Here is a 25,491-nt window from a genome sequence, read left to right as displayed (position 1 = left end):
CATCGCCCGTCAAGGAGCGACGCATGACGCGCCGCTCCCTGTGTACGTGGATCAGGCGATAAAGTCAGTCGTCGCAGCCTGGCCAACCGTGCCTACCGCGAAATCAACGGCGCCCTGGCCGGTGAGGTCGATGTACAGGCTGGTCTGGTTGGTTTCGGCGAAGTACGTCAGGATCGCGTCGCCGGCATGGCCGGTGAAGCCGCTGACGAAGTTCAGCGTGGCCGCGCCGGTGGCGAACTCCTTGATGCCCGACAGGTCGATCTTGTCCAGGCCGGTGGTGAAATCCATGATCCAGTCTGGCGCCGTCATGGTCGAATCGGAGGCTGCGCCGTACACGAAGGTGTCCGCGCCTTCCCCGCCCCACAGGGTATCGCCGCCGCCACCGCCGTAGATGATGTCGTTGCCGGCACCGCCTTCGATCAGGTTGGCCGCCGCGTTACCGATCAGCAGGTCGTTGCCCGAACCGCCGATGGCATTTTCCACGGTCACGCCATGGGCGATGGAGACGTTGCCGACCAGGCCGCCCACGTCGGAGAACGAACCTGCGTTGAGGTTGATCTTCTGGTTCTGGGTGAAACCGGAGAAGTCAAGGGTGTCGTTACCGCCACCGTCCCACACCGAGAACACCAGTTTGGACGCCGCCGAGGTAGCGCTGTAGTAATCGCGCTCGGCGTTGGAGTTGAAACCATACACGGTGTCATCGGCACGAGTGTCGAGGTTGGCACCGTAGAGTTTCTGCACGGCAACAATGTCATCCATCAGCGGCGCCGACGCGTACGCGCCCTTGAAGTCCTGGCCGGTGTTGCTCTCACTCCAGTAGCTCATCAGGCTGTAGCCACGGGTGTCCTGAGCGTAAGTCACGTCGTTGTAGGTCGGGTTGCCATTACCGGCGTTGTAGACGCCAGGATGGGACAGGCCCAGGCTGTGACCAATTTCGTGGGTCAGGGTCTGACGACCGTAGTTGTTGGTGCCCGGCGTCACGTTGACCCGGTACTGATCGTTGATCAGGTACCAGGACTGACCGTCATAGCTGCCGCCCGACGGCAGGTAAGCGAACGCTGCACCGCCGGTGCTGACGTCGTAGTTACCGAAGCTCAGGTGACCGTCACCGCTGGCTGCGCCTTCTTTGAAGGTCACGTTGGCCACGTCCGACCAGGACTGTAACGACAGTTTCGCCTGCTCTTTCTGCAGGTCGCTGAACTCGCTGAAGGTGCCCAGTTTAGGGTTGTAGTTATCAGGAGCCTTGTTCATGAAGCTGAAGCTCAGCTCGACCTTGCCGTTCGCGTCCTTATCGTGCCAGGACATGTTCTTGCGCAGGATGGAATCAGCCGCCTGATCGGCGGTGAAGGAAGGTTTGCCATTGATCAACTCACTACCGCCGCGATCATACAAATGGCTGAAGGCGTCAACCTGAGAGTAGGCCGAGCTGACCTGGCCTGAAGATACAACCGCTTTTGCTTTGGCTTGCGACATCACTTACGTCCTTGTTTCAAATAGTCGGTTTCCGATAGACCACGGCGACCCCGTTAGCGAGATCGTCCTATCACTCGCCCCATTACAGGCGCCATGAAACTGACACAGTTTGAAACCCGCAGCCTATTTGATTTTTAGATAGCGTCAGTCAGACCCCGGCCAGCCGGTCATTTTTAATACTCGTCCCCTGCAAACTTTCCTCAACCCCAGCTTGCCCCAGGAAAGGCTCTGGACAGCGCCTGTGAGCGCGCGTTCAGTGCCGGAAAACAAATATGTAGTGCCATTAAAAAAACACTACAAAGCCGTTGACGCTTTCAATTTGCCCTTGCATGATGCGGACGTCTCCCCGATCGGGAGTACAGGCAAAGTGTTAACGAGCAGCCTCGTCCGACCGCCGGGCTGTTCGACCGTAAAGGTACTGCCCACAAGGCAGATTGATGAAGTTGACCTGGCATGACCGTCCACTGCATGGACGAGAGGCACTGGCGAAACCCTCACGGTGTGTGCAGCCCAATACCGGCAGCAACCTCCAGATGGATCGCGGCTTTTGTCCCTGGTGACGTCATTGCGTAGCAGCTTCTCAGCAGGACTACATCTCAGGCCCGGCGCCTGTTGTGTAGTCGACAGGCCAGCCCTGTCGTCCTGGTTGCGGTAACAGGGATTTTTTTACCGCAAGGGCTACACGTTTCAGCGAACCAACCAGAACAGATCACCATTTGGTCAAGGGGCTTACACATGAATCTGAACAATCAACCCACTATTGATGAACTGGCTCGCATGTTCGCAGCGCAAAAAGACAGCCACGACAGTCATATCCTCTGGGTATCGACGTCGGGCCAGGTGCATATCGACTGCCTGTCGCCCCACGCCCACGAGGCCGAGTTCGAACAGAACACCCGCGACCTGTGCGCCCGACTGAAGATGTACCGTCGCGGCCAGGGTTATGTCGGCAAGAAGGCCGCCGCCGACAAGGACTTCATCGGCCGTGTCCTGCAAACCCTGCGCAATGAATGGCAGGCGCTGCAGAACCCCAGCGAAGTCCGGGTCATCGACCGTTTTTGCTGAGTCTCCACTGACGCCGTGATGTCCCGGTGTTAAACAACAGGGCCCGTTTGCCTCAAGCAACGGGCCCTGTTTTCGTTCAGCCAGACGACAAGGCCTGCGTCAGGCACTGCACGATTCGCTCGGCGCAGACACCCGAGGGGTCGAGATCAGGGTCGTAGATCGTCACGTCAATCCCGATGCACTGAGGCGAGCTGAACAACCCCGCCAGCAACTGCGTCAGCCTCGCAAAGGACGGGCCGTCCGGCTCCGGGCAGTCCGCCGCAAACATCTCGGCGCCATCGACGACATCCAGGTCCAGGTGAATCCAGAACCCGTCGGTGTGACGGGTGACCGTAGTCAGCACCTGATCGATCAACGGCTCGATGCCTTGCGCCGCCATCGTCTGGCTGGTGGTCAGCGTGATCGCAGTGGTGGCCAGGTCAGCCAGGTATTCATCGTTTTCACGAACCCCGACGACATGCACGTCCGCCTCTTGCACGTAAGGCCCGCGCCCTTCGAGGTTAACCAGCCTGGCATCGCCACGCCCGGTGACAATCGCCAGGTCTTCACCGGCCGCTGCCCTGATCTCATCGGCGGTGCCGGGATGACGGAAATCACTGTGGGCATCCAGAAACACCAGGCCATAACGCCCCCGGCGCTTCAAGGCCAGCAGGTTGCCCAGCAGAATGCTGCAATCGCCTCCCAGCACCAGCACACGGCGACCTTGCTCGATCAGCGGCTGGAGACGGTCGGCCAGGCGAGTCGAGTAATCCGCCATCGCCACGGCGTTGCGATCGCCCTCCCCGGCCGTCCATTGGGCGTTATAACGCGGTGGCACCACGCACCCGGCATCGTCAGCGTTCAATAACCCGAGCAGCCCACGATCGCGCAGGGCCCACGGCAGTTTGTAGCAGCCCGGCACGCTGCCGGGGGCCGGCGGGCTCAGCCCCAGATTAGAGGGTGCATCAAGAACGGTAAGTGTGCCGCGAGCCATGGCGTTGTTCCTCTTTCCATCGAGACGCCGAGTCTAAGCCATACCGAATCAGCCCGGCACTACACCGTGCTCTCGTGCCCGGATGCCGCGCCGCCCGGAAACACCAGGCGAAACACCGTGGCACTGCCAGGCAGGCTCTGGGCATCGGCCGAACCTTGGTGCAGGCTCATGATCGACCGCACAATCGCCAGCCCCAACCCGGTGCCGCCCTGCGCACGCGAACGGCTGTTGTCGACCCGGTAGAAGCGGTCGAACAGGTACGGCAAGTGCTGCGCCCCGATGCCTGCGCCAGGATTGCCGACCAGTAACGAGACTTGTTCGGCGTGAGCCTCGATCACGATGGAAATGACGTTACCGGGCGGGCAGTGGCGTATCGCGTTGGACAGCAAATTGGAGATTGCGCGCTGAATCATCAACCGGTCACCCAGCGTACTGCCGCTGCCCGAGACCTTCAGCGTGATGCGTTTGTCTTCGGCAGACAGCGAGAACAGTTCCACCACCCGCCGTGCCTCGTCCTCCAGCGCAATGCTTTCAAACGGGGCGAACGCCGCCGGGTGGCTGACCTGCGCCAGGAACAACATGTCGGAAACGATCCGGTTCACCCGTTCCAGCTCTTCGGTGCACGAGGCCAGTACCGCTTTGTATTCTTCGGGCGGGCGCTCGCGCGACAGGGTGACCTGCGCCTTGCCCATCAGGTTGGTGATGGGCGAGCGCAATTCATGGGCCAGGTCATCGGAGAACTGCGACAACTGCTGCACGCCACTGTCGAGACGGTGCAGCATGAAGTTGATGCCGTGGGCCAACTCGCTGAGTTCCTGGGGCATGTTGACCACCGACAGCCGATGGCCAAGGTCCTGGGTCGAGACCATGGCGGCCACCTTGCGAAACTCACGCAGCGGCGCCAAGCCCCGCTGGACAATCGCCCACGCGCTGATGCCGATGACAATCAACAGCAGCGGCAAGGCAACGATGGTTGAACTGAGGTAGGCGCTGAGCAGCGCTTCGTCATTGGAGCGATCAATCGACAGCAATACCGGCACCGTCTCACCGTCCTTCAATGGCATGAGCCGGGATGCGGTGAGGAAATGATTGCCCTGCCCGTCCGAGCGGCTGAAGTACGAGAGTTTGTCGACGGTCGCAGTGGCCGCCGCGGTCTGCGCCAGGGCCGGGTTCGGCAGCGTGGTTCCATAACTGAGCAGCGGCTGCGCCGGATTCTGTTTATCGAGTATGGTCAGGTTCAGGTTGTCGTGCCCCATCACCTGGTCCAGCAGCGAATGGGGTTTCTGGGAAATTTCGCGGGCACTCATGTCCATCGACAGACTGTGCTGGATCTGCGCCATTTTCTTTTCCAGGCTGCTTTTGGCCAGGCCATCCAGCTCATGGGTGAGCGCCAGAAACGCCAGGATCGCCAGCAACACCACCAACACCGCCCCCATGATGCTGACCGTCAAACCCAGGCGCATCGACAGACTCGCCGGCTTCATTCCCGAGCCTCCAGCACATAGCCCACGCCGCGCAGGGTATGGATCAGTTTGGTCTCGAACGGGTCGTCGATTTTCGCCCGCAAGCGGCGAATCGAGACCTCCACCACATTGGTGTCGCAGTCAAAATTCATGTCCCACACCAGCGAGATAATCCGGGTGCGCGAGAGCACTTCGCCGGTCTGACGCATCAGCAGGTGCAACAGCGCGAACTCCTTGGTGGTGAGGTCGATGCGTTGTTCACCGCGAAACGCGCGGTGGCGGCCCTGATCAAGTTCCAGATCGGCCACTTTTAATACGGGCGGCAAGGGAATGTGTTCGCTGCGCCGCATCAGGGTGCGGACCCGCGCCAGCAGCTCGGGGAACTCGAACGGCTTGACCAGGTAATCATCGGCGCCCAGGTCCAGCCCCCTGACCTTGTCCGCCAGGCGACCTCTGGCCGTCAGCATCATCACTCGCATGTTGCCACTCTTGCGAATCTGCTCAAGCACTTCCCAACCATCCAGCTCGGGAAGATTGACATCCAGAATGACCAGGTCGTAGGCCTGTTGGCGGGCCAGATGAAGACCGTCGGCACCCGTCGATGCAACATCCACAACATAACCACTTTCCGTTAAACCCTGGTGCAAGTATTCGGCAGTTTTCAGCTCGTCCTCAATCACAAGGATTCGCATACGTTTTCACCTTTCAATAAATACAGATAAATAAGCAGTGAATTAACCCGGGGAATTAGAGTGATTTCTTGTTTGACTTTCCGGGCCAATAAACAGAGGTACTTGCTACATCTTCAGCCTCGTCATTTCCTGCTTCCATGGACCGCAACCCTAAAGCCTGAAGTAACTACAAGGTCAACCAAGACGCCCGCGCTTGACGGCTAAAATATGGATTTGCGACGAAATGCCGCAGGTATTGACGCAGCATGCTGGCTAATTCTCTTGCTCTTGCATGGATATAAATATCTAACAAGTGCACTTCGACGGATAACTGCCGGCTATTTGTTTCTTGATATTACTCATCCTGCTGCCTTTCACCCCCAACACTTCTCATGCTAATGCAAAACGTTATGACGCAGCGGCGGATAACGTATTTGTCATTATCCAGTCACCTTTCTGATAAGCACGGCCCACTACATTCGCGGCATAGACATTACCGCATGAAGGAACCCTCAAAAGTGTATGGGCCTATAACTTTATACAAACCGCCAGGCATCAGAACTGCCCTCTCTTGTGTGGGCGTGTTGTCCATGCTGCTGACACTGAACGCCGCCGCGCAAGAACCCGCTCTCACCCTGAACCAGGCACTGAACACCGCGTTTGCCAACAACCCGGACCTTGCCGCCGCGCAATGGGAAATCGGCATTGCCCAGGGCGACCGCCAACAGGCCGGCCTGATTCCCAACCCAGAGGTGTCGTGGGAAGCCGAGGACACGCGACGCAATTCGCGCACCACCACGGTGATGCTCAACCAGCCGCTGGAACTGGGCGGCAAACGCGGCGCACGCATTGACGTGGCCAGCCGTGCTCAGGCGGCGGCTGATGTCGAGCTGGAGCGCCAACGCAACAGCTTGCGGGCCGATGTGATAGAGGCCTTCTACAGCTGCGCCACGGCGCAACAGCGCTTGCTGCTGACACGCCAGTCCCTGACGCTCGCCGAACGTGGGCTGCGTGTTGCAGAGGGGCGGGTCAATGCAGGCCAGTCATCGCCGGTGGAAGCCACGCGTGCGCAGGTGCAGTTGTCGCAAGTGCGCTTGCAGTTGAGCCGCGCCGAACGCGACCAGGCCACGGCCTACCAGCAACTGGCCCACGTCACCGGTTCACCGAAAGCGAGTTTCGAACGTGTCGAGGAACCGGCCGGCACGGTGCCGGTAGCTCCCTCCTCGCCGCAATTGCTGGGGCGGCTGGCCGAGACCGCCGAGCTGCGTCTGGCGCAGTTACAGATCAGCCAAAAAGAAGCGTCGTTGGGCCTGGAGAAAGCGCAGCGGATTCCCGACCTGACCGTGAGCGTCGGCAGCCAGTACAGCGAGACCGACCGCGAGCGCGTCAACGTGGTCGGCCTGTCGATGCCGATTCCGCTGTTCAACCGCAATCAGGGCAACGTGCTGGCCGCCGCTCGCCGGGCCGATCAGGCGCGGGACCTGCGCAACGCCACTGAGTTGCGCTTGCGCACGCAAGTCCAGGCCACCCTCGACCAATGGACCACGGCGAGCACTGAAGTGAACGCGTACACACAGACGATCCTGCCCGCCGCGCAAAGCGCCGTCGACACTGCCACCCGGGGGTTCGAGAAAGGCAAGTTCGCCTTCCTCGACGTGCTCGACGCACAGCGCACCCTGATCGATGCCCGCAGCCAGTACATCCAGGCCATCGCGGACGCCACCAGCGCCTGGGTGCGCATCGAACGTATCTTCGGCGACATGAACGCGCTCACCCGCACCCCTTGAAGCCTTTTCAAACCACGATTTTTCACACCCATTCGCCGCAGGCAATGGGGGTGTCGGGAGTATCCATGGACAAAAAAACCATCCTCGCCATCGCGCTGACCCTGATGGCCGGCGTCGGCCTGGGCTCATTGCTGACAGGACAGGCGCAAACACCCCGCGCCCAGGAGCAGCCGCATGCCAACCACGACGAAGACACTGCACCGGCAACCGATGCACATGCCGAAGGCGAGGCCGAGGAAGAAGGCCACCTGACACTGAGCGCTGAGCAGATTCAAGCGGCCGGAATCCAGCTGGCCGAGGCCGGGGCCCGGGACATCGGGCTGTCGCTGCCCTTCCCCGGCGAAATCCGTTTCGACGAAGACCGCACCGCCCACGTCGTGCCGCGTGCCGCTGGCGTGGTCGAACAGGTGCTGGTGAACCTGGGTCAATCGGTGAAAAAGGGCCAGTTGCTGGCCGTCATCGCCAGCCAGCAAATCTCCGATCAGCGCAGCGAGCAGGCTGCGGCGCAACGCCGGGTCGAACTGGCCCGCACCACGTTTGAGCGCGAGCGCGCGTTATGGCAGGACAAGATTTCTGCCGAACAGGATTTCCTCCAGGCTCGCCAGGCCTTGCAAGAAGCCGAGATTGCCCTGAGCAACGCTCGGCAGAAAATCAGCGTGCTCAGCGGCAGCACCGTGGCCAGCGGCGGCAATCGTTATGAACTGCGCGCCCCGTTCGACGGTGTGGTGGTGGAAAAGCACTTGGTCCTCGGCGAGGTGGTCAACGACAGCACCAGCGTCTTCACCCTCTCGGACCTGTCGCAGGTGTGGGTGACGTTTGGCGTCTCGCCCAAGGACCTGAACCAGGTGCTGGTGGGCAAATCGGTGAAGGTCAGTGCCGCCGAACTGAATGCCGAAGTCGCGGGCACCGTGACCTACGTCGGCAGCCTGCTCGGTGAGCAAACCCGTACCGCCACCGTCCGCGTCACCCTGGCCAACCCACAAGGCGCCTGGCGTCCGGGGTTGTTCGTGACCGTGCGGGTGGCCACCGAAACCCGCCGGGCCCAGGTCGCCGTACCAGAAACCGCGATCCAGACCGTCGAGGATAAACCCTCGGTGTTCGTACGCACCCCTGACGGCTTCAAGGTGCAGCCAGTGGTGCTCGGCAGCCGCGCAGCCGGTCAGGTCGAAATCACTCAGGGCCTCGCTGCCGGGGCGCAGGTCGCGTCCACCGCCAGCTTCATTCTCAAGTCAGAACTGGGCAAGGCCTCGGCCGAGCACGCTCACTGATCCGTCATTCGTCCAGGAAGCTCCTTATGTTCGAACGCCTGATCCAATTCGCTATCGAGCAGCGCATCATCGTGCTGCTCGCGGTTTTACTCATGGCCGGTCTCGGCATCGCCAGCTACCAGAAGCTGCCGATTGACGCGGTGCCGGACATCACCAACGTGCAGGTACAAATCAACACGGCGGCGGCCGGGTTTTCACCGCTGGAAACCGAACAACGCATCACTTTCCCGATTGAAACCGCGATGGCCGGCTTACCGGCGCTTGAACAGACCCGCTCACTGTCGCGCTCGGGGTTGTCGCAGGTCACGGTGATTTTCAAGGAAGGCACCGACCTGTTCTTTGCCCGCCAACTGGTGAACGAACGCCTGCAAGTGGCCAAGGAACAATTGCCCGAAGGCGTCGAAGCCGTGATGGGGCCGATTTCTACCGGCCTCGGGGAGATTTTCCTGTGGACGGTCGAAGCCCGCGAAGGCGCGGTCAAGGAGGACGGCAGCGCGTACACGCCCACCGACCTGCGGGTGATTCAGGACTGGATCATCAAACCCCAATTGCGCAACGTGCCCGGCGTCGCTGAAATCAACACCATCGGTGGCTACGCCAAGGAGTACCAGATTGCTCCCGATCCCAAACGGCTGGCGGCCTACAAGCTGACCCTGGCCGATCTGGTGACCGCACTGGAACGCAACAACGCCAACGTCGGCGCAGGGTACATCGAGCGCAGCGGCGAGCAACTGTTGATTCGCGCACCGGGCCAAGTGGCAACCCCCGAGGACATCGCCAACATCGTCATGACCACGGTCGACGGCACGCCGATCCGGGTCAAGAACGTGGCGAGCGTCGACATCGGCCGTGAACTGCGCACCGGCGCAGCCACCGAGAATGGCCGTGAAGTGGTGCTCGGCACCGTGTTCATGCTGATCGGCGAGAACAGCCGCACCGTGTCCCAGGCCGTGGCCGGCAAACTGGAACAGATCAACCGTTCGCTGCCGGCGGGCGTGGTCGCCGTGACCGTGTATGACCGCACCACGCTGGTGGACAAAGCCATTGCCACGGTGAAGAAGAACCTGATTGAAGGCGCGATCCTGGTGATCGTGATTCTGTTCCTGTTTCTGGGCAACATCCGTGCGGCGCTGATCACTGCCATGGTCATTCCGCTGGCCATGCTGTTTACCTTCACCGGCATGTACACCAACAAAGTCAGTGCCAACCTGATGAGCCTGGGCGCGCTGGACTTCGGCATCATCGTCGACGGCGCCGTGGTGATCGTCGAAAACGCCATCCGGCGCCTGGCCCACGCCCAGCAGCATCACGGCCGGATCCTCACCCGCTCCGAACGCCTGCATGAAGTATTCGCGGCGGCCAAGGAAGCACGACGGCCGCTGATTTTCGGCCAGTTGATCATCATGGTGGTGTACTTGCCGATTTTTGCGCTCACCGGGGTCGAAGGTAAAATGTTCCACCCGATGGCCTTCACCGTGGTCATTGCGCTGCTCGGCGCGATGCTGCTTTCGGTGACCTTCGTCCCGGCGGCGATTGCGCTGTTCGTCACCGGCAAGGTCAAGGAAGAGGAAAACCTGGTGATGCGCGGTGCCCGGCGCGTGTATGCGCCTGCACTGGCGTGGGTCATGGGCCGGCGCACACTGGCCTTCGCCCTGGCACTCGCGCTGATCGCTGTCTGCGCCGGGGTCGCCAGCCGCATGGGCAGCGAATTCGTACCCAGCCTCAGTGAAGGCGACTTTGCCCTGCAAGCCTTGCGCGTGCCCGGCACCAGCCTGAGCCAGTCGGTGGACATGCAGCAACGCCTGGAAAAACGCGTGCTGGAGCAAGTGCCTGAGGTCGAGCGGATGTTCGCCCGTACTGGCACCGCAGAAATTGCCTCGGACCCGATGCCACCGAACATTTCCGACAGCTACGTGATGCTCAAACCCAAGGCGCAATGGCCCGACCCGGACAAATCACGGGAAACGTTGATCGCCGATATCCAGCGCGCCACGGCGATGATGCCGGGCAGCAACTATGAACTGTCGCAACCGATCCAACTGCGCTTCAACGAACTGATCTCCGGGGTGCGCAGCGATGTGGCGGTCAAGGTGTTCGGCGACGACATGGCCGTGCTCAACAGTACCGCCGCGACCATTGCCGCCACGCTGCAACAGGTCAGCGGCGCCTCGGAGGTCAAGGTCGAACAAACCACCGGCCTGCCGGTGCTGACCATCAACATCGACCGCGACAAGGCCGCCCGTTATGGGCTGAACATCGGCGACGTGCAGGACACCATCGCCGTGGCCGTCGGCGGTCGTCAGGCCGGGACGCTGTATGAAGGTGACCGGCGCTTCGACATGGTAGTGAGGCTGCCCGATGCCATGCGCCAGGATGTCGACGGGCTGTCGAAGCTGCTGATTCCGGTGCCGGCCTTGCTCAACGGCAGTGCCAGCCAGATCGGTTTCATTGCCCTGTCAGACGTCGCCAGCCTGGACCTGGTGCTGGGGCCGAATCAGGTCAGCCGTGAAAACGGCAAGCGCCTGGTGATTGTCAGCGCCAACGTGCGCGGCCGCGACATCGGCTCGTTTGTGAAAGAGGCCAGCGAGCGCATCGATCAGCAGGTGCAGGTTCCGGCTGGCTACTGGACCACCTGGGGCGGTCAGTTTGAGCAACTGCAATCGGCCGCCAAACGCTTGCAGATTGTAGTGCCGGTGGCTTTGCTGCTGGTGTTCGCCCTGCTGTTCATGATGTTCAACAACCTCAAGGACGGTTTGCTGGTGTTCACCGGCATCCCGTTTGCGTTGACGGGCGGGATCATGGCGCTGTGGATGCGGGACATCCCGCTGTCGATCTCGGCCGGCGTGGGGTTTATTGCGCTGTCGGGCGTGGCGGTGCTCAACGGGTTGGTGATGATTGCCTTCATTCGCAACCTGCGTGAAGAAGGTCGTTCGCTCGTCACGGCGATCAACGAAGGCGCCCTGACTCGTTTGCGCCCGGTGTTGATGACGGCACTGGTGGCCTCCCTTGGGTTTATTCCCATGGCGCTGGCCACCGGCACCGGCGCCGAAGTGCAACGCCCCTTGGCGACCGTGGTGATCGGCGGCATCCTCTCCTCGACCGCGCTCACGCTGCTGATATTGCCTGCGCTGTATCACTGGGCGCATCGGCGTGAAGACGACGAAGTGCTTGAAGAGCGCCCGTCGAGCTAGTGCATCACCCGCGGGCCAGGCCAGCACCTGGTCCGCCTCTCCCTCGCCGTCACGATACTTCGTCTGAAAGTCAGGCTTGTGCAGGGCGGATTACCCAGCGCGTATTACGCTTCAATGTATCGGCAACGCCGTGCCGCCAGGCAGCCCCTCATTGCCTGGCAGCTTGATGTGATCCCAGGGGTCAGACAATGATCGTAAAGGCGTTGTTCGGTGATGACCGTGGTCAGCTCAAGCAGAAGATCATCGCCATTTATGCGCTGCTGATTCTGTTCAACGTCGCCGCCTGGGCTTGGGCCTTCCTGGCCTTTCACAGCTACCCGCTGCTGATGGGCACCAGTGTCCTGGCCTACTCGTTCGGGCTGCGTCATGCCGTGGATGCCGACCATATCGCAGCGATCGACAACGTTACCCGCAAACTGATGCAGGCCGGCAAACGACCGATCTGCGTCGGGCTGATGTTTTCGCTGGGGCATTCCACCATTGTGGTGCTCGCATCAATTGGCATCGCCGCCACCGCCATGGCCCTGCAAGGTCAACTGGCCGGTTTCAAAGCCATCGGCGGCATGATCGGCACGCTCGTCTCGACCTCCTTTCTGTTTGCCATCGCCCTGATGAACCTGGTGATTCTGCGCTCGGTCATTCGTGCCTTTCGCCTTGTCCGGCAGGGCAAACCCTACGTCGAGGAAGACCTCGACCTGCTGATGGCCAGCCGCGGGTTCCTGGCACGGCTGTTTCGTCCGCTGTTTGGCCTGATCAACAAAAGCTGGCACATGTACTTTCTGGGGTTTCTGTTTGGCCTGGGCTTCGATACCGCCACGGAAGTCGGCCTGCTGGGGATCTCCGCTGCCGGTGCCGCACAGGGCATGCCCATCTGGTCGATCCTGGTGTTTCCCGTGCTGTTCACTGCCGGCATGACCCTGGTCGACACCACGGACAGCATCTTGATGCTGGGGGCTTACGGCTGGGCATTCATCAAACCGATCCGCAAGCTGTATTACAACATCACCATCACTTGCGTTTCGGTGCTGGTGGCGCTGTTGGTGGGCAGCGTCGAAGGGCTTGGCTTGCTGGCCGACACGTTGGGGCTCAGCGGAACTTTCTGGGACACGGTGAGCGACCTGAACAACAACTTCGGAATGATTGGCTACGTCATTATCGGCGTGTTCATCCTCAGTTGGCTGATATCGGCCATCATCTATAAATGGAAGCGTTTCGAGCACATTGAGATTTAGAACACCCCATACATTACCTATCTGTAATGTCGACGCCACCTTGATGAAAGGCGCCGGTTGATATGCTTTCGGCAGGTTTTTAATGAGGCATTCAACATGAAACTGTTCAAGATCATTTCTTTAACCGGTGCATTGATCGCATCCACGTCGGTCATGGCCGAAAGTGGTGGTGACAAGGTCTTTGAAAAGATGATGCAAGCCAATAATGCCGCCATGGAAAAGTACGCCGCGAAAGAAGGCAAAAGCGCCCCGACCATCAAGAACTACCAATACGGGATGAAACTCGACGTGGTTAAAGTGGTGAACGTCACGCCACCGATAAAGTCCTGCGAGGTGGTGCCGTCCCAGATGACGTATGAAGATTCCCGGGGGCAGCTCACGACCGTGCGTTACAGTGTGGCCGGGGAATGCCGTACACGCGGCAGCTAAGGTCTTTTGCCCTCAACCCTCCTGTACCCAGGCGCTGGACGTACCCACTTCCAGCGCTTTTTTGTGTCTGTATTATTGACCGGCAAAAAAAAGACGCCCCGAAGGACGCCCTAAAAATTCACCTCTTCCAAAGGAGCACTGTGCTTCTAAAGGTGAATGACCAAACCGTTCAACCGCTTACTAACCCTCCGACTTTCCGGCAGACTTTACTTGATCGCCCGAGTCGGCCTTGACCGTGGCTTCAGCATTGGCTGTGTTGCTCTTGCTGCCGTGCACTTGCTCCTGGCTGAGTTTGAATTGTTTCCAGAACTCTTGAGAACGCTCCGCGCCACCTTCGGCAAACGCAGTGCCGGCACTGGCGGCAATCATCGCGACAAACAACATCCTGAGTAGTTTCATGGTTAGCATCCTCTTACAGTCATGGAATCGACTCGGTGGCTTATTCAGCAACCCGTCTTCAGGTTCCCGTAAATGATAAAAAGGTGAAGCTAACAGGAGCATGGGCGGGACATTACATTCTTGACATCTTTGGTTTAAACGCTGAATAAACAGCGTTCAAACGCTTAAAGAATGGCTAACGGGTATTCGACAATCAGACGTACTTCGTCCAGGTCCGACTCGAACGCGGTGGCCCGGGTATTGGCCTGGCGCACCCGCAACGACAGGTCCTTGAGCGAGCCGGTCTGCACCACGTATTTGACCTCGATGTCGCGCTCCCAGCGCTTCTGGTCGGTCAGCGGATTGCCCTCGGCGTCGCGGCGCATGTAAACGGCGTTGGCATTGGAGTAGTCCGCCCCCGCCCCTCGCCCGTAACGCGTCATGAACGACAACCCCGGCACACCGAACGTGGTCATGTCCAGGTCATAGCGAACCATCCACGAACGCTCTTTGGGTGAGTTGAAATCGCTGTACTGAATCGAGTTATCGAGGAAGATCGAGTCCGACTGGCGCAAGTAGTCAAAGTCATCGTTGCCGTTGTTTCGCTGGTGGGACAACGCCAGGGTGTGGGCGCCGTAGGTGACACCGACCTTGGCGCTCCAGATGTTGTTGTCGAACCTGCCGAGCAATTGCTTGCCCTCGTCCACCGCCTTGTAATAGTTGAGGCCGCCAAAGACGTCGAGGTCGTCCGCCAGCGGATATTGCAATGTCGTCCCGACGTAGTACTGGTTCCAGGCGTCCTTGAGCCGACTGGAATACAGACTGAAACTCACTTGCTTGTTCAGCGTGTAATCGCCGCCAAAGTAGCCCACCCACGGCGAATTGACCGGCCCGCCATAGAAGGTCGCGAAGTTGTCGCGCAGGTTGCTCGATACCGGTTGGCTCATGGCATGCAGGCGCCCGCCCTGCAGGGTCAAACCCTCAAGGCTGGTGTTGGTGGCGGTCACCCCGCGAAAGCTTTCCGGCAGCAACCGCGAATCCCCGGCCGCCACCACCGGGTTGGCAGGAAACACGTCACCGACCTTGAGCACCGTGTCGAAAGCCCGAACCTTGGCCGCCCCTCCCACCTTGGTGTATTCATCCCGCGCCTGCCCCTTGCGGTCCACCGGCAGCACATCGAATGAACTGCGCCCGCCGTTGCGACCGTCACCGGTATCGAGTTTCAGGCCGATCATGGCAAACGCATCGACCCCGACGCCCACAGTGCCCTGGGTGAAGCCGGACTCGAATTTGCCAATCACCCCATGCGCCCAGGCTTCGGAATAGCCATTGCCCGTAGGGCTTTTCTGACCGTCCCGATGATCACGATTGAAGTAAAGGTTGCGATTAAGCACGTTCAAGCGACTGCCTTCGATAAAGCCTTCAGCCTTTTCTTCGGCGCACACCAGGCCCGGCGCGCAGCCGACCATTGCCGCCAACGCGGCCATCGTTACGTGTGTGGTGTTTTTCATCGATCACTCCAGAGTTATCAGCCATTGGATTTCGGCTGTTTTTTATTCTCCCGGGGCCACGAGCGGCCCCGTGGCTGCCGGGGGGTATCCTTACAACCGGGAGATAACGTGGAGATGATTGGCGCATTACAATTCTGTCAGCGTGGCCTGCGCCTTGTTTCTTCCCGCGTCTGGGGCACACCGCGAGCGCAATCAATGGCAACAGCTTCAACTGTACATCCATACAGATAAAGATTGCCCGATTCGTCTTCACCACTCATGCTATCGACCTTTCCAACCCGAACCATGATGGTGGTTATGCAGCTGTTCCTCTGTGAAAAACCGTCCCAGGCCAAAGACATCGCTGCCGTGCTCGGCGCCAGCCGCCGTGGCGACGGTTGCTGGTTGGGCACGAATATCACGGTGACCTGGTGCATCGGCCATTTGCTGGAAACCGCACCGCCGGATGCCTACGACGCCCGCTACAAGCGCTGGGTACTGGCCGATCTGCCGATCGTCCCTGAAAAATGGAAAATGCAGGTCAAGCCCAAGACTGCCAGCCAGTTCAAAGCGGTCAAGCGGCTGCTGGGCGAAGCGGATGAACTGGTGATTGCCACCGACGCCGACCGTGAGGGAGAAATGATCGCCCGGGAGTTGGTGGAACATTGCCGTTATCGCGGGCCGATCAAGCGCCTGTGGCTCTCGGCACTTGACGACGCCTCCATCCGCAAGGCCCTTTCAGCGCTCAAGCCCGGTGCCGAAACGTTCAGCCTTTACCATTCGGCGCTGGGACGTTCGCGGGCCGACTGGTTGATCGGCATGAACATGAGTCGCTTGTTCACGCTGCTGGGCCGCCAGTCCGGCTATCAGGGTGTGTTGCCGGTGGGCCGCGTACAAACCCCGACCTTGCGCCTGGTGGTGGACCGCGACCGCAGCATTGCCGACTTCGTACCGGTGGCGTACTGGGCCATCGACGTGCAATTGCGTCACGGTCGCGATACGTTCATTGCCCATTGGCGCGCGGCGGCCGATGCCTGTGATGACCAGGACCGTTGCCTGAATCAGGCTCTGGCCCGGGAAGCCGCCGCAGCCATGAACAACGCCGACCGCGCACAGCTCATCAAACTGCGGACCGAGCGGGTTCGCGAGGCCGCGCCGCTGCCGTTCGACCTGGGCACGTTGCAGGAAATCTGCTCGAAAAAGCTCGGCCTCGGCGCCCAGGAAACCCTGGACGTTGCGCAGACGTTGTATGAAACCCATAAGGTCATCACCTACCCACGCAGCGATTGCGGCTACCTGCCAGTGAGCCAGCACAGCGAGGCGCCGGGCATTCTGGCCGCCCTCGGGCGTGCCGATCCCGGCCTGAGCAGTCTGTTGGAACACCTTGAGCCACAACGCCGTTCGCGGGCCTGGAACGACGCCAAGGTCAGCGCTCACCACGGCATCATCCCCACGGGTGCCGCGAAAAACCTTGAACGCCTGACCGGCAAACACCGTGCGGTCTACACCTTGATCCGCGCACGGTACCTGGCGCAATTTCTGCCTAATCACGAATTCGACAGGACCCAGGCCGACTTTGACTGCGCAGGTTATGCCTTGCGGGCGGTGGGCAAGCAGATCGTCGAGCCGGGCTGGAAGCGTGCGCTGCCCGAAGCGCTGGCCCCGGCCAAGGGCCGCGAAGCCCCTGCGCCACAAATACTCCCGGCACTGACCGAAGGCTGCGAGTGCGCCGTTGCCGGCGTGAACCTGAAAGACCTCTGGACCCAGCCACCCAAACCGTTCACCGAAGGCGACCTGATCAAGGCAATGAAGAACGTCGCCAAACTGGTCGAAGACCCGTTGCTCAAGCAAAAACTCAAGGACACCACCGGCATCGGTACTGAAGCTACCCGCGCCGGGATCATTCAAGGACTGCTGGACCGTGGCTACCTGATCAAGAACGGCAAAGCCCTGGCGGCCACGCCGCCAGCGTTCAGCCTGATCGACGCCGTGCCCCGCGCCATCGCCGACCCCGGCACCACGGCCATCTGGGAACAGGCACTGGACATGGTCCAGAGTGGTGAAATGAGCCTTGAGGATTTTGTTGCCAAACAAGCCGCCTGGATGAGCAAGCAAGTTGGCCGCTGCACCGGCCTGAGCCTGACCATCAGCGGCCCGGCCAGCCCGGCCGGTAAAGGCGCAACGCCGTGGAAGAACAAACGCAAGACTGCCAAGCGCAAAACCGCGCCGACCAGCAAACGCAAAGCAAAACCCACCTTATAGGAGCTGGGGCGCCTCGGGCCTGTACGAATAGTCGCCGAGTGGCGATCAGGCATTTTCCCGCCGTCTACGCGCCTGAACAATCAAAGCGGGGGCGAAGTGCAACACGACCATCCGCACCAAGTGGTGGGACAGAATGAACACCACGTTCAGCCCGCCACTGAACGCGACGATCGTGATGGTCTCGATGGCCCCCGGCATGTACGCCAACCATGAAACCAAGGGATCGTTGCCCAGCAACCGCCCCGCCACCCCGGCAAACGCTGCGGCGACCAGCAACATCAGTGCGACAGACATCAACCCGGCACGACCGTGGCGCACGAGCTCCGCCGGGGTAATGTCCTTGAATTTCGAGCCGATCAGCACACCGAGGATGATGGCGGCGGCATCGACGCTCCATGCCGGCATGTGGAAGCCGTGCAGATAATCCAGTTTGACGTAGACGCCGGTGGCGACAATAGCGGTGAGCATGAACGGTGCCGGGACGCCGATGCGCAACAGCAGGCGCCCGAGCACCAGGCACAGCGCGACCAGCGACAACAGCGTCAGCACGGTGTTGATGCCCAGCGAGTTGCTCTCGACAAGTACCACGTCGACAGGCCCTGGGATGCAAAAACTGACCAGCATGGTGATCGACAACAGGCGGACCAGATGCACGACGATCACCTTGCTCGACGCCCGCTCGGACTCCAGCAAATCGAATACCGCCGCGAGTGCGCCCGGGTAAACGGCCAGCAGCGAGTCCTTGAGATTCCATCCCGATACTTTGCGCAGCCACAAACCCGCCGCGACAATCTGCGCTGTCAGGCACAGCAGCAACAAGCCCAGGCTGGGCAACAGCGCGGCGACTGTCTGGCTGTCCCAGGCCTCGAACATCAGGCCGGTGGCGATCCCTAATACGATTTGCACGTAGCCAAGACCGAGCGGCATCCTCGGCGAAAATTGGCGTTTGCTGACGATCAATGCGGCCGCGAGTATCGAGCCCAGCAACAGGCCATGCGGGACGCCGACATACTGAAAACCAGTACCCACCGCAGTGGCAATCAGCAAACACAGTAAGGTTTTCATAGTTTCTCAAGCGCCTAATGCACGAAGGTTTTTGTAGATGATTTCGGCCTGCATCTGCAGGACATCAATATTGCTGACCGCGTAGAACACCCCTGCGGTAGGGGCGCCGATTGCGAAGATATTGGTTGGCCCCTGTTCGTTTATCACCCGGCAGTCGTCAAAGCGCACATCGATTCCGCCGTACTGATGCTGGATGCACATCCCGGAGGCCGTCAGGTTTTGGTACAACGCGTCCTCCATCGCATCGCCGGCGCCGGTCGCATTAACCAGGTTGGAAAACGAGCACTGAAAATCCCGCCCGCGTGCCACGAATTGATCCTCAATGACGCTGACATCCGCCAACCCGGTTTTGCAGGCCAACCGCCCGGAATGGATATGCTGATGAATCCTGATCCAGTTCTCCTTGGGAATCGGCACCCGCAGTTGGCGCCAGGCGCTTCGGTATCGCCCGACGAAAACTTTTCGGTCACGCTCGGATAACAGGTTCCAGATCATCGGCACGATCAGGTTGGTCGATGAGAGCACCGAGTAGATCGCCTCTCGGGCAACCGAGGCCAGGGTGTGATCGCGCATCAAGGCTTCGAGGTTGACGTGAATACCGTGTGCGCCCAGCTCCTCGTCGAACATTGCCTGTACGGTTTTCAGTAGCGAGCCGGTGCCCCGCAGTCGTTGCTTGAGGTTGCTCTCGTTCAGCACCTTGAGCGGGCGCGGATGGTAGTGCTCGCTGTAGTTGGGAATCTTGCTGCTTCGGGTGAGCATCGTGACGTGGTTGTCAGGGTGGGCGTCGAGCAGGGTTAGCGCCACATCGATGGCCGATAGCTGATTGCCGAGCACACCGATACTGTCTGAACGGATGTCGGCTAGCTTGGTCGTCGGATAGGGATTGTTGATGTAGCCTTCGACGCCTTCGAGCCGATAGATATCGGTCGGCTCGGAGTTGCCGGTCGCCAGAACCACAGCGCTGTAGCCCGCGCGTTCGCCGCTGGCGGTTTTCAGGGAGTAGCGTCCCTGTTCTGCCGTCATCCCAATCACCCTCTCGCGGTGATACTGGATGGCGCTATGGGCGCGCAGAGACGACTTGAGTGTTTCTTCGATGAACCTCCCGAACACCGGCCTCGGCTGATAAGACTTGGCCTGCGACACGGGACATTCGCGCAACCAATGTTTGAAATCGCCGAGCTCGCGCAAATACATCAGGCTGGCCGGGCGGTTGACCAGATTGCTCAAACTGTCCTGTTGATAGGCCTGACCAGACCCGGTGCTGCCGGTTGTATCGTAGACATCCACTTTCAATGCGGGCGTCAGGTGCTTTAATCGTTCCACAAGAATGGCGCCGCTATAGCCCATTCCGACTACTGCTACCTTGCCCATATCTATCCTTAGATCGGTTTCCAGCGGGCGCGATAACGCCTGTTGGTGTGCGTCGTAGTGCCAGATCATGGCATGCAACATTACGCAGGCTGACGAGGGTGACCGTCAGCCGGCCTTGTGCGGAAGACAGACGTGGGTGACGTTGCCTTTCGTCTTCCGTTAATGCATCGGTGGGAAGATTCCGTTATTCCCAGATAAACGTGTCTCTGACCCAACTATCGAGTTGCGCGAGGTGATCGCTGACGCCTTCTTCGCTATCGCCCTCGACAATCGCCGAGACGATTTCGCCATTGGTCAACTTCATCCCGGCGTAGTCCTTGCCCTTTTTTGCGGTGACCGAGCAATAACGAATGAAGGGCAAATCGATGTGTGCCGGATACTCGATCAATTTGCCGGTGCGTGGTGGAATATTCAGTTGTCCCAACAAGCGGCGCGGCTTGATCAATTCTTTGAGCGATGCCGCTTTCCCGCCCCGCTCCGCGTCAATCAGGGTCAAGCGCGGGTTCAAACCGTAAGCGTCGGTCAACTCCTGGTTAACGCTGCAACCGCCAAGGCGACAGGCAATTTCGCAGACGACCAGATCTTCACCGTCGAGAAAAACCTCGAGATGAAACAGCATTGTGCCGAGTCGCGGCAGTGCCTGTTCAACGATCCGTCGGGTGAGCTTCACGCATTGTTGGTGAAGCGGGTTATGCTCGGCCAGCATCTGGAAACCGAGACTTTTACCGTCAAGGAAGTCCAGGCAGGTCACCGTTGAGCGCACCGGAGAGATGATCACCGGCCGGCCGTCAATGTAGAGCCCGTTGACGTTCAACAGCGATGAATCGATGTACTTTTCGACCATCAGATTGTGTAGCGTCGTACTGTCCTGCTCGTGCAGGTAGCTGCGAAGTTCAGCGTCATCGTGCAGCACACGGACCCCACCGGAGCCGCGGCCGTCGCGAGGCTTCACCACGACCGGAAAACCATATTGCTCAATGAAGTCATTGATTTCGCATGCAGAGCGGACAACCGCCATGGGGTTGATGCGGATGCCATGTTCCGCCAGTTTTTGCTTCATCAGGAATTTGTCCCGATACAGCAAGGTCATCTCTTCGTAGCGCGTCGTCGAGCCGCTGAGCCGGTCTTTGATCCGCGCCACGCGCAACAAATCGACTTCCGCCAGTGCCACCAGAGTGTTAGTTCCTAGCTCTTTTGCGGCGGCCAGCGCATCCAGTTCAACCACGCCCGAATCATTGAAGTTTGCATAGAGCCGCAAAGCTGAGGTCAGCGCGGGAAATTGTTGTGTTAGCAACTCCTTGGCTGACAAGTCGCTATAAATCAGACTGTTGTTGCCCAATACACTTAGCCATTCTGCTTCGGAGTGTTGAAGCAGGATTTTTGCAGGCGCAAATAAAATGACAGATTTCAAGAGAGTTACCCGGTATCAAAAAGAGTCCATTCAAAATGCCAAGCGTGCAACTGGGCGATAAACCCATGCGAATCCCCCGTGCACAACTTCCTTGGCACACGCAATACACAGTGCTTACAGATTTCTTAACCAAGAGAACTATGAAAGGGCGATAAAGGCGACACGTTAACTCGCCTGAAGCGGCTCTGACTCGGGGTTCGTAACTCACCGATGGGCAGTGCAACTGGCAGGTTAATACGCTACTTCGTGGCTGGCTGTAGGACGCTTCCGAAATGATGGGCTCGAGCGAAATCAGTCGAGAGCTATCGACTCCTGACGGAGCGATAGTCGAAATACAAAGAGCTGCCACAGGCCGCGTCAGCTCCTACACCGGATTTCTGTGATGTCTAGGGTCTGTACGAAAAGTCGCCGAGTGGCGATCAGGCAGTTTTCCTACAGAGCCTTAGAACACCGACCAGCCAATGCGCTGGCTCAGCAGCTCCAGCGCCGCCATACCCACCAGCGAGTTACCCGCCGCGTTCAGTTCCGGCGACCAGACGCACACGGTAAACCGCCCCGGCACCACGGCCACGATGCCGCCACCCACGCCGCTCTTGCCCGGCAGCCCCACGCGATAGGCAAAGTTACCGGCCTCGTCATACAGACCGCTGGTGGCCATGATCGAATTGACCTGCTGGGTCTGACGGGCAGTAAGAATCTGCTCGCCGCTGTGTTTGCAGAACCCGTCATTGGCCAGGAAACAGAAGGCCCGGGCCAGGTCGACGCAACTCATGCGCAACGCACAATGGCTGAAGTAGCTGCGCAGCACTGCTTCCACATCGTTATGGAAGTTGCCAAACGACTGCATCAGGTACGCCATGGCGGCGTTGCGCGCGCGGTGCTGGTACTCCGACTCGGCGACTTTCCCGTCGACCATCACCTGCGGATTGCCGGACAAGCGCCGCACAAAATCACGCATCGACAGTGCCGGTGCCGCAAAACGTGACTGGTTGATATCGCAGATCACCAGCGCCCCGGCATTGATGAACGGATTGCGCGGCCGGCCGCGTTCGAACTCCAGTTGCACCAGCGAGTTGAACGGCTGACCGGACGGCTCATGCCCCAGACGCTCCCAGATGGCTTCGCCGGAATGATCAATGGCCTGCACCAGGCTGAACACCTTGGAAATACTCTGTACCGAGAACGGCGTGTGCGCGTCGCCCGCGCAATACAGCTCGCCGTCATTGCCGTACACCGCAATGCCCAATTGATTGGCCGGCACACTGCCCAGTGCGGGAATGTAATCAGCCACCTTGCCCTGTCCGATCAAGGGGCGAACCGTCTCAAGGATCTCGTTCAACAACGCTTGCATGCCGTGTTCCGAATTCACGCCCCGTACCACTGCGGGGACACTCTCGCTAGACGTTACACGCCGTGCGCAGATCACAGTTTTGCTTGCAAGCCCGGTCCTGTGAACAGTGGCCACCGCTCGCGGGACAAAACCGAACACATTCGCAGGAGCAAGCGTGTCTACGGATGACTCTGGCTCTTGAGAATATCGAACAACGCCTGCGCTGCTGCCGACAACTCATGCCCGGGTTTGGTCAGCACACCGATGGCCCGCTCGATCACCGGGTCACGCAGGGTGATGCAGTGGGCGCCGAGCTCACGCATCTGCCCGGCACACAACGCCGGCATGGCACTGACCCCCAGACCACTGGCGACCATGCGCCCGACCGTCGCCAACTGATGGCTTTCAAACTCCACCGGCAACTTCATCTGCCGCGCCTGCAAGTGTTCTTCCAGCATGACCCGCACCGTGGAGGGCCGCTGCAACGTAATAAACGGCTGCTCCAGCAAGGTTGCCCAATCGATTTCAGCGCGCTCGGCCAACGGCGAGTCACTGGGCACCACCGCGACGAAACGGTCGATGTACAGCGGCGTAAATGCCAGCGAGGAACTTTGCATGGGCTCGAACGCCACACCCAGCTCCACCTGACGGTCGCGGACCATTTCCAGCACTTGCTCGTTGATCACATCGTTCACGGTCACGTTGACCTTGGGGTAACGCGCCCGGAACGTCTTGAGGATCGGCGGCAACAGATTGCCGGCAAACGATGGCATGGCCGCCAACGTCACCCGTCCGCGCTGGAGGGTGAAGCGCTGGCGCATTTCATCCTCGGTGTTGTCCCAATCGGCAATCAGCCGTCGAGCCAGCGGCAACAGGGATTCGCCCTCCGGGGTCAGCGTGACGTTGCGAGTGGTGCGGCTGAACAAACGCCCACCCAGGCCCTCCTCCAGCGCCTTGATGGTCAGGCTCAACGCCGATTGCGACAGATGCAGCCGCTCGCACGCCACGGCAAAGCTCAAACTCTGCGCCACGGCCAGGAATGCTCGTATCTGCTTGACGGTCATGGTCGCGTTGCTCCGGTTGTAAGCGATAAGCTGCAAGAAGTGCGCAGCGCTTTAATGAGCTTTATTAATCAATTCAAGCAAAAAAACAACTTAACAAATGAATACGACGGCGAGACACTCCACCCCACACGGCTAGCCAGCCGCCCACCAAGAATAAAAGAGGTGCCTATGGCAGGTTTCGACAAACGCGTGGCTTCCTATGAGGAAGCGTTGGCCGGTCTTGAAGACGGCATGACCGTGATTTCCGGGGGCTTCGGCCTGTGCGGTATCCCGGAAAACCTGATCGCCGAGATCAAGCGCAAAGGCACCCGCGACCTGACCGTGGTGTCCAACAACTGCGGCGTCGACGGCTTTGGCCTGGGCGTGCTGCTGGAAGACCGGCAGATCCGCAAAGTGGTCGCCTCCTATGTGGGCGAAAACGCCCTGTTCGAGAAGCAACTGTTGAGCGGCGAAATTGAAGTCGTCCTGACCCCCCAAGGCACTCTCGCGGAAAAAATGCGCGCGGGCGGCGCGGGCATTCCGGCGTTCTTCACCGCGACAGGCGTGGGCACTCCAGTGGCCGAAGGCAAGGAAATCCGTGAGTTCAAGGGCCGTCCGTACTTGATGGAGGAATCCATCACCGGCGACTTCGCCATCGTCAAAGGCTGGAAAGCCGACCACTTCGGCAACGTGATCTACCGCCACACCGCGCAGAACTTCAACCCGCTGGCCGCCACCGCCGGCAAGATCACCGTGGTTGAAGTCGAAGAAATCGTCGAACCCGGCGAACTGGACCCTTCGCAGATCCACACCCCTGGCATCTACGTCGACCGGATCATCTGCGGCACGTTCGAAAAACGCATCGAACAACGCACCGTGCGCAAGTGATCCCCGCCCCCAGCCCGACGAACAACGGAGAATAAAAATGGCTCTTACCCGCGAACAAATGGCTCAGCGTGTCGCCCGCGAAATGAAAGACGGCTACTACGTAAACCTCGGCATCGGCATTCCGACCCTGGTCGCCAACTACATCCCCGAAGGCATGGAAGTGATGCTGCAATCGGAAAACGGCCTGCTCGGCATGGGCGCCTTTCCGACCGACGATGAAGTCGACGCCGACATGATCAATGCTGGCAAGCAAACCGTGACCGCCCGCATCGGTGCATCGATTTTCTCCTCCGCCGAATCCTTCGCGATGATTCGCGGCGGCCACATTGACCTCACCGTGCTGGGCGCGTTTGAAGTTGACGTACAAGGCAACATCGCCTCCTGGATGATCCCCGGCAAACTGGTCAAGGGCATGGGCGGCGCAATGGACCTGGTGGCCGGCGCAGACAACATCATTGTCACCATGACCCACGCCTCCAAGGACGGTGAGTCGAAACTGCTGCCGCGTTGCAGCCTGCCGTTGACCGGTGCCAACTGCATCAAACGCGTGCTGACCGACCTTGCCTATCTGGAAATCGAAAACGGCGCGTTCATCCTTAAGGAACGTGCACCGGGCGTGAGCGTCGAGGAAATCGTCAGCAAGACCGCTGGCAAGCTGATCGTTCCCGAGCATGTTCCAGAAATGCAGTTCGCCTGAACCG

At 59.8% G+C, this 25,491-nt stretch carries 20 protein-coding genes; 9 read left to right on the top strand and 11 right to left on the bottom strand.

What is annotated here, in order from left to right; all coding sequences use genetic code 11:
• Window positions 1–51: 51 nt before the first annotated feature.
• Window positions 52–1,473 (bottom strand): serralysin family metalloprotease, encoded by a 1,422-nt coding sequence (locus AC1Z1G_RS11745; protein WP_483627097.1) that lies wholly within the window; start codon window positions 1,471–1,473, stop codon window positions 52–54.
• A gap of 735 nt (window positions 1,474–2,208) precedes the next feature.
• Between AC1Z1G_RS11745 and AC1Z1G_RS11740 the strand changes: the two genes are divergently transcribed.
• Entirely contained in the window at window positions 2,209–2,538 is a 330-nt protein-coding gene (locus AC1Z1G_RS11740; protein ID WP_483627095.1) for a hypothetical protein, read from the top strand.
• A 76-nt stretch (window positions 2,539–2,614) separates the two neighbouring features.
• Here AC1Z1G_RS11740 and AC1Z1G_RS11735 read toward each other — a convergent pair whose 3' ends face one another.
• The 3 genes from AC1Z1G_RS11735 to AC1Z1G_RS11725 are packed head-to-tail and all read right to left on the bottom strand — an operon-like array spanning window position 2,615 to window position 5,666.
• Window positions 2,615–3,511, bottom strand: a complete 897-nt coding sequence (locus AC1Z1G_RS11735) for an arginase family protein (protein WP_483627093.1) — start codon at window positions 3,509–3,511, stop codon at window positions 2,615–2,617.
• A gap of 59 nt (window positions 3,512–3,570) precedes the next feature.
• Window positions 3,571–4,995 carry a heavy metal sensor histidine kinase gene (locus tag AC1Z1G_RS11730; protein ID WP_483627091.1) on the bottom strand — a complete coding sequence of 475 codons (1,425 nt, stop codon included), beginning with the start codon at window positions 4,993–4,995 and terminating at the stop codon, window positions 3,571–3,573.
• Window positions 4,992–5,666 carry a heavy metal response regulator transcription factor gene (locus AC1Z1G_RS11725; protein ID WP_483627089.1) on the bottom strand — a complete coding sequence of 225 codons (675 nt, stop codon included), beginning with the start codon at window positions 5,664–5,666 and terminating at the stop codon, window positions 4,992–4,994. Before AC1Z1G_RS11725 ends, AC1Z1G_RS11730 begins: the two co-directional genes overlap by 4 nt.
• A 569-nt stretch (window positions 5,667–6,235) precedes the next feature.
• Here AC1Z1G_RS11725 and AC1Z1G_RS11720 point away from each other — a divergent pair.
• The 5 genes from AC1Z1G_RS11720 to AC1Z1G_RS11700 all read left to right on the top strand — a co-directional run bounded on the left by AC1Z1G_RS11720 (window position 6,236) and on the right by AC1Z1G_RS11700 (window position 13,552).
• The gene (locus AC1Z1G_RS11720; RefSeq protein ID WP_483627087.1) at window positions 6,236–7,432 is read left to right on the top strand and encodes a TolC family protein; all 1,197 of its coding nucleotides are present in this window, start codon (window positions 6,236–6,238) and stop codon (window positions 7,430–7,432) included.
• Between the two features lie 65 nt (window positions 7,433–7,497).
• Window positions 7,498–8,700: an efflux RND transporter periplasmic adaptor subunit gene (locus AC1Z1G_RS11715; RefSeq protein ID WP_483627085.1), complete on the top strand. Its 1,203-nt coding sequence runs from the start codon at window positions 7,498–7,500 to the stop codon at window positions 8,698–8,700.
• 26 nt (window positions 8,701–8,726) lie between these two features.
• Window positions 8,727–11,891 (top strand): CusA/CzcA family heavy metal efflux RND transporter, encoded by a 3,165-nt coding sequence (locus AC1Z1G_RS11710; RefSeq protein ID WP_483627083.1) that lies wholly within the window; start codon window positions 8,727–8,729, stop codon window positions 11,889–11,891.
• A gap of 188 nt (window positions 11,892–12,079) precedes the next feature.
• Window positions 12,080–13,123, top strand: a complete 1,044-nt coding sequence (locus AC1Z1G_RS11705; RefSeq protein WP_483627081.1) for a HoxN/HupN/NixA family nickel/cobalt transporter — start codon at window positions 12,080–12,082, stop codon at window positions 13,121–13,123.
• Window positions 13,124–13,219: 96 nt separating this feature from the next.
• Window positions 13,220–13,552: a DUF2790 domain-containing protein gene (locus AC1Z1G_RS11700; RefSeq protein ID WP_483627079.1), complete on the top strand. Its 333-nt coding sequence runs from the start codon at window positions 13,220–13,222 to the stop codon at window positions 13,550–13,552.
• A 180-nt stretch (window positions 13,553–13,732) separates the two neighbouring features.
• Here the strand turns inward: AC1Z1G_RS11700 and AC1Z1G_RS11695 are convergent, their stop codons facing one another.
• Window positions 13,733–13,951 (bottom strand): hypothetical protein, encoded by a 219-nt coding sequence (locus AC1Z1G_RS11695; protein WP_483627077.1) that lies wholly within the window; start codon window positions 13,949–13,951, stop codon window positions 13,733–13,735.
• A gap of 164 nt (window positions 13,952–14,115) precedes the next feature.
• Window positions 14,116–15,417 carry an OprD family porin gene (locus AC1Z1G_RS11690; protein WP_483627811.1) on the bottom strand — a complete coding sequence of 434 codons (1,302 nt, stop codon included), beginning with the start codon at window positions 15,415–15,417 and terminating at the stop codon, window positions 14,116–14,118.
• Window positions 15,418–15,738: 321 nt separating this feature from the next.
• Here AC1Z1G_RS11690 and AC1Z1G_RS11685 point away from each other — a divergent pair, with 321 nt between their 5' ends.
• The gene (locus AC1Z1G_RS11685; protein ID WP_483627075.1) at window positions 15,739–17,682 is read left to right on the top strand and encodes a DNA topoisomerase III; all 1,944 of its coding nucleotides are present in this window, start codon (window positions 15,739–15,741) and stop codon (window positions 17,680–17,682) included.
• 45 nt (window positions 17,683–17,727) lie between these two features.
• On the opposite strand, the gene AC1Z1G_RS11680 is transcribed toward AC1Z1G_RS11685, so the two are convergent.
• The 5 genes from AC1Z1G_RS11680 to AC1Z1G_RS11660 form a co-directional block, all read right to left on the bottom strand.
• Window positions 17,728–18,747, bottom strand: a complete 1,020-nt coding sequence (locus AC1Z1G_RS11680) for an AbrB family transcriptional regulator (RefSeq protein ID WP_483627073.1) — start codon at window positions 18,745–18,747, stop codon at window positions 17,728–17,730.
• Window positions 18,748–18,753: 6 nt separating this feature from the next.
• Window positions 18,754–20,187 carry an FAD/NAD(P)-binding protein gene (locus AC1Z1G_RS11675; RefSeq protein ID WP_483627071.1) on the bottom strand — a complete coding sequence of 478 codons (1,434 nt, stop codon included), beginning with the start codon at window positions 20,185–20,187 and terminating at the stop codon, window positions 18,754–18,756.
• A gap of 115 nt (window positions 20,188–20,302) precedes the next feature.
• On the bottom strand, window positions 20,303–21,529 hold the full coding sequence (locus AC1Z1G_RS11670; protein ID WP_483627069.1) for an ATP-grasp domain-containing protein: 1,227 nt from the start codon (window positions 21,527–21,529) through the stop codon (window positions 20,303–20,305).
• Between the two features lie 442 nt (window positions 21,530–21,971).
• A complete protein-coding gene (gene glsB / locus AC1Z1G_RS11665) occupies window positions 21,972–22,880 on the bottom strand; it encodes a glutaminase B (protein WP_483627067.1) in 909 nt (302 codons plus the stop codon).
• 158 nt (window positions 22,881–23,038) lie between these two features.
• Window positions 23,039–23,923, bottom strand: coding sequence for a LysR family transcriptional regulator (locus AC1Z1G_RS11660; protein WP_483627065.1), 885 nt, complete (start codon window positions 23,921–23,923; stop codon window positions 23,039–23,041).
• 168 nt (window positions 23,924–24,091) lie between these two features.
• On the opposite strand from AC1Z1G_RS11660, the gene AC1Z1G_RS11655 reads away from it, so the two are divergent.
• Entirely contained in the window at window positions 24,092–24,790 is a 699-nt protein-coding gene (locus AC1Z1G_RS11655) for a CoA transferase subunit A (protein WP_347905651.1), read from the top strand.
• Window positions 24,791–24,827: 37 nt separating this feature from the next.
• Window positions 24,828–25,487: a CoA transferase subunit B gene (locus AC1Z1G_RS11650; protein ID WP_483627063.1), complete on the top strand. Its 660-nt coding sequence runs from the start codon at window positions 24,828–24,830 to the stop codon at window positions 25,485–25,487.
• Window positions 25,488–25,491 lie beyond the last annotated feature (4 nt).

Source organism: Pseudomonas sp. JL27(2026) (genome assembly GCF_056933555.1).
The sequence above is the reverse complement of the archived record's forward strand: the minus strand, read 5'-3'. Positions and strand labels throughout refer to the sequence as shown.

Bases quoted from the DNA above. Each gene is read 5' to 3' on its own strand.
- AC1Z1G_RS11745 (WP_483627097.1), bottom strand. From the start codon at position 1,473: ATGTCGCAAGCCAAAGCAAAAGCGGTTGTATCTTCAGGCCAGGTCAGC.
- AC1Z1G_RS11740 (WP_483627095.1), top strand. From the start codon at position 2,209: ATGAATCTGAACAATCAACCCACTATTGATGAACTGGCTCGCATGTTC.
- AC1Z1G_RS11735 (WP_483627093.1), bottom strand. From the start codon at position 3,511: ATGGCTCGCGGCACACTTACCGTTCTTGATGCACCCTCTAATCTGGGG.
- AC1Z1G_RS11730 (WP_483627091.1), bottom strand. From the start codon at position 4,995: ATGAAGCCGGCGAGTCTGTCGATGCGCCTGGGTTTGACGGTCAGCATC.
- AC1Z1G_RS11725 (WP_483627089.1), bottom strand. From the start codon at position 5,666: ATGCGAATCCTTGTGATTGAGGACGAGCTGAAAACTGCCGAATACTTG.
- AC1Z1G_RS11720 (WP_483627087.1), top strand. From the start codon at position 6,236: ATGCTGCTGACACTGAACGCCGCCGCGCAAGAACCCGCTCTCACCCTG.
- AC1Z1G_RS11715 (WP_483627085.1), top strand. From the start codon at position 7,498: ATGGACAAAAAAACCATCCTCGCCATCGCGCTGACCCTGATGGCCGGC.
- AC1Z1G_RS11710 (WP_483627083.1), top strand. From the start codon at position 8,727: ATGTTCGAACGCCTGATCCAATTCGCTATCGAGCAGCGCATCATCGTG.
- AC1Z1G_RS11705 (WP_483627081.1), top strand. From the start codon at position 12,080: ATGATCGTAAAGGCGTTGTTCGGTGATGACCGTGGTCAGCTCAAGCAG.
- AC1Z1G_RS11700 (WP_483627079.1), top strand. From the start codon at position 13,220: ATGAAACTGTTCAAGATCATTTCTTTAACCGGTGCATTGATCGCATCC.
- AC1Z1G_RS11695 (WP_483627077.1), bottom strand. From the start codon at position 13,951: ATGAAACTACTCAGGATGTTGTTTGTCGCGATGATTGCCGCCAGTGCC.
- AC1Z1G_RS11690 (WP_483627811.1), bottom strand. From the start codon at position 15,417: ATGGCCGCGTTGGCGGCAATGGTCGGCTGCGCGCCGGGCCTGGTGTGC.
- AC1Z1G_RS11685 (WP_483627075.1), top strand. From the start codon at position 15,739: ATGCAGCTGTTCCTCTGTGAAAAACCGTCCCAGGCCAAAGACATCGCT.
- AC1Z1G_RS11680 (WP_483627073.1), bottom strand. From the start codon at position 18,747: ATGAAAACCTTACTGTGTTTGCTGATTGCCACTGCGGTGGGTACTGGT.
- AC1Z1G_RS11675 (WP_483627071.1), bottom strand. From the start codon at position 20,187: ATGATCTGGCACTACGACGCACACCAACAGGCGTTATCGCGCCCGCTG.
- glsB (WP_483627067.1), bottom strand. From the start codon at position 22,880: ATGCAAGCGTTGTTGAACGAGATCCTTGAGACGGTTCGCCCCTTGATC.
- AC1Z1G_RS11660 (WP_483627065.1), bottom strand. From the start codon at position 23,923: ATGACCGTCAAGCAGATACGAGCATTCCTGGCCGTGGCGCAGAGTTTG.
- AC1Z1G_RS11655 (WP_347905651.1), top strand. From the start codon at position 24,092: ATGGCAGGTTTCGACAAACGCGTGGCTTCCTATGAGGAAGCGTTGGCC.
- AC1Z1G_RS11650 (WP_483627063.1), top strand. From the start codon at position 24,828: ATGGCTCTTACCCGCGAACAAATGGCTCAGCGTGTCGCCCGCGAAATG.